Annotated in this window: 5 protein-coding genes and 1 pseudogene; 2 read left to right on the top strand and 4 right to left on the bottom strand. The window is 57.1% G+C overall.

The window, feature by feature from the left end; all coding sequences use genetic code 11:
* Both AC5S16_RS23130 and AC5S16_RS23125 read left to right on the top strand, forming a co-directional pair.
* Positions 1-418: recombinase family protein (locus tag AC5S16_RS23130; protein WP_493932490.1), on the top strand; the 418-nt coding region annotated here is incomplete at its 5' end.
* Between the two features lie 73 nt (positions 419-491).
* Positions 492-653, top strand: a pseudogene (locus AC5S16_RS23125) (type II toxin-antitoxin system RelE/ParE family toxin); the annotation flags it as partial.
* Between the two features lie 265 nt (positions 654-918).
* Here the strand turns inward: AC5S16_RS23125 and AC5S16_RS23120 are convergent.
* The 4 genes from AC5S16_RS23120 to AC5S16_RS23105 form a co-directional block, all read right to left on the bottom strand.
* Entirely contained in the window at positions 919-1,314 is a 396-nt protein-coding gene (locus AC5S16_RS23120) for a type II toxin-antitoxin system VapC family toxin (RefSeq protein ID WP_493932489.1), read from the bottom strand.
* Complete coding sequence (locus AC5S16_RS23115) at positions 1,311-1,568, bottom strand: hypothetical protein (RefSeq protein WP_493932488.1); 258 nt, start codon at positions 1,566-1,568, stop codon at positions 1,311-1,313. The genes AC5S16_RS23120 and AC5S16_RS23115 overlap by 4 nt, the downstream gene beginning before the upstream one ends.
* 217 nt (positions 1,569-1,785) lie before the next feature.
* Positions 1,786-2,043: a hypothetical protein gene (locus tag AC5S16_RS23110; protein WP_493932487.1), complete on the bottom strand. Its 258-nt coding sequence runs from the start codon at positions 2,041-2,043 to the stop codon at positions 1,786-1,788.
* The coding region (locus AC5S16_RS23105; protein WP_493932486.1) for a recombinase family protein at positions 2,040-2,517 on the bottom strand (478 nt) is incomplete at its 5' end. The genes AC5S16_RS23110 and AC5S16_RS23105, both read right to left, overlap by 4 nt.

The following is a 2,517-nucleotide window of genomic DNA, read 5'->3' as shown; positions in this document are numbered from 1 at the left end:
CACGATCAGCGGCGCGAAGGCCAGGCGGCCCGGTCTCGATCAAATGATGCGCGATGCCCGCCGCGGCCGCTTCGATGTGGTCCTGGTCTGGGCTTCGGACCTCATCGCCCGCTCGGTGAAGCACTTCCTCGACGTTCTCGACGAACTGAACCGGCTCAACATCGAATTCGTCAGCTTCCGCGAGCAGATCGACACCGGCGGGCCATTAGGCCGTGCGGTCGTGGTCATCATCGGAGCGATTGCGGAACTGGAGCGCAACCTGATCATCGAGCGGGTACGCACCGGCATGCGCCGTGCCCGGCTGGAAGGCCGCCACATCGGCCGCAAGCCGCTCGAACTGGATCGCACTGCCATCCTGCGGGACCGCCAGGTCATCGGGAGAATTCGAAAACGGATTAAGGGCGCGGGCTCGCTCTAAGGAGTGTGCTACCGCGTGATTCGGTATTCAAAGGATGCTGAAAAAGGTATAGAAGGGATTTTCGGACTATACAACAGACCACTGGGGAGAAGCTCAGGCGGACCGATATGTAACAGGTCTGGTTCATTACTTCGAGCAGATCGAAAAGATGCCGGATCTGGGTCGGAGCTGTCCTCATATCCATCCAGCCTTATATCGGATTGAGCAAGACAGCACGTCATCTTTTATCTTCTGAAAATCAACGGGCGTCTTCATCTGCCGCGTGTTACGCCAACGTATGTTGGCCGAATATGAAGATTTCCTGGCCAGTTTTTCTGAAAACATTGAGTATCCACAGCCTCATCTCCGTGTGATCGCAACAACTGCAGTTCCAGAAGACACGGAGAGCAGGAATGAAGAACATCAGTCGTCCATCTCGGCATCCAATACCATCCAATCTGGATTGGATGCTCGTCTATTTTGGATTATGCAAGCGTCTGATCGCAGGCGAGGGTCTGGTCTCAGGAAAGGCGGGTGATTCCAGGGAAACTGTCGAATCCCCGATCGAAGCTCAAGATCCTCTTGATACTGTGGATTTGCATCACGGCGAGGTGCACAGCATCTCTCGCCGACAAGGCCTTCTGACCCAGCACGATCGCCTTGGCTCGTTCGACTGTCACTTGGTCCACCGAAAATACTTCATCGACGACTCCCAACAAAGCGTCAAATGCAGGCTGAATAGCGTCCGGGCGTTCAATCGAAACGTAACGATGGAGAATTTCCTGCAGCACTTCCGCATCGGTCACCAACCGCTCTCGTCCACTCACTGCTTCCTCCAGCAAACGCCTGGCATCGGATTTGTGAGGATGGGGAGCGCCTACAAGATACATCGGGATGTTCGAGTCGACGAAGATCACGGATGCAAACCCGGCCCGTAACCTTGTTCAATCTCGTCGAGCATGCGGTCGATATCAGCAGTGGGAAAGTCCATGCGTACCGCCGCTCGAATGCTTTCGAGCTTGGAAGCTATCTCACGGCTGGGTTCGCTCTTGCGCGCCTGGACGAGCGCCTGCCGCACCCATTCAGCAATGGACATGCGGCGCAAACGCGCCGCGCGCTGGATGTCCCGATATTCAGGGTCTTGAACAATGACTTGCAGCCGTTTAGCCATATGATGAGTATATTTGACTCATCATGATGAGTCAAATAGAAAACTACAACTGGGGCACAATATCCATTTACACCCATTTCACCCGTTCCGTATCAGCCGGATTGCAGAGGCCGGAATCCGGTGCACTTATGTTTTAGGTCGCGGGCATTTGTTACAGAAGGGACAGGTTGTGGAACAGGAGATTGGGGGAGGAAGTGGGTGTTGATAGGGGCAGGGTTTAGCTGGCCGGTTTTTGGAGGCCTTTTGAGACGGCGTGGATGAGCTTGTGGGCATCGTTCAGAGTGCCGTGCATCTGTCCGAGCTGACGCTCCAGAGCCGGTGTTGCGGCGTGCTTCAGTTGATCGCGTAGATCATCGACTTTCTCTTCAGCGCACCTGCGACGGCGGATCTCGTCTCCAAGAGCCAAGCCGGCGATGAGGCCGAAGCTGGCAAACAGCAACATCCACAGCGGGAACATAGCTGAGGCTTCCTTCATAGAGATTTCTCCATAGTGGTTGTGGCGCGCTCGCGGAGCACGCGATGGATGGTGGCACGGGAGACACGGTAACTCTTCGCCAGCTGGCCCAGGCTCTGGCCCTTCTGGCGGTCCCGCAGGATGGCAGTGCGATCCAGTTCGAGCGGCTTGCGGTCGATGTGGCGGCCTTCCAGCCGGGCACGGCGCATGCCGGCGCGTACCCGCTCGATGATCAGGTTGCGCTCCAGTTCCGCAATCGCTCCGATGATGACCACGACCGCACGGCCTAATGGCCCGCCGGTGTCGATCTGCTCGCGGAAGCTGACGAATTCGATGTTGAGCCGGTTCAGTTTGTCGAGAACGTCGAGGAAGTGCTTCACCGAGCGGGCGATGAGGTCCGAAGCCCAGACCAGGACCACATCGAAGCGGCCGCGGCGGGCATCGCGCATCATTTGATCGAGACCGGGCCGCCTGGCCTTCGCGCCGCTGATCGTG

The organism is Acidobacterium sp. FHG110202_01, from assembly GCF_059115305.1.
This window is presented reverse-complemented; position numbering and strand designations above follow the sequence as displayed.

Excerpts from the sequence above, each read along its gene's own strand:
- AC5S16_RS23115 (WP_493932488.1), bottom strand. The coding sequence starts at position 1,568 with ATGGCTAAACGGCTGCAAGTCATTGTTCAAGACCCTGAATATCGGGAC.
- AC5S16_RS23110 (WP_493932487.1), bottom strand. The coding sequence starts at position 2,043 with ATGAAGGAAGCCTCAGCTATGTTCCCGCTGTGGATGTTGCTGTTTGCC.